The 590-nt window shown below is 55.6% G+C and carries 1 pseudogene; it reads right to left on the bottom strand.

The window, feature by feature from the left end:
* Positions 1–590: pseudogene (locus tag ABLU96_RS11520) on the bottom strand (transposase); the annotation flags it as partial.

Genomic DNA, 590 nt, shown 5'->3' with positions numbered 1-590 from the left:
GGAAACGTCGTCCGTTAAACAGGTTATCCGACACGAAATCCATACTCCAGCACTGATCGACACCGGTCAGGACCGGACGTTGCTGACGATGTGCTGCACTGACATGCCTGCGCGGGCGTTTTCTGCGCAGGTTGAGGCCTTCCAGACAGTAAATCCGGTGTGTTTTCTTGTGGTTAACAGGCCAGCCTTCCCGCCGCAGCTGAATATGAATACGCGGGCAACCGTAGCGGATCCGGGTTTCCGCTATTTCCCGGATACGCAGGGTTATCGCCCGATCATCCCGCCGGCTCTGCCAGTGGTAAACGGTTCTGCTCTGCATCAGCAGTCCGCATCCCCGTCGGACACTGATACGGTAAGCCTCCCGCAGAAAATGCACCGCCTGACGCTTCTGAGCCGGCCTCAGAACTTTTGTTTCAGTACCTCCTGCAGCATCTCCTTGTCCAGACTCAGGTCAGCCACCAGTTTCTTCAGCCGTTGATTTTCATCCTCCAGTTGCCGCAGACGCCGCAGTTCGGTCACGCCCAGACCGGCGAATTTCTTCTTCCAGTTATAAAAAGTGGCTTCAGAAATCCCCATCTTTCGGCAGACTT

Source organism: Klebsiella sp. CN_Kp106 (assembly GCF_040064575.1).
In the GTDB taxonomy this organism is placed as follows: Bacteria; Pseudomonadota; Gammaproteobacteria; order Enterobacterales; family Enterobacteriaceae; genus Klebsiella; species Klebsiella michiganensis.
Note: the sequence above shows the minus strand (reverse complement) of the source record. Positions and strands in the feature narration are given on the sequence as shown.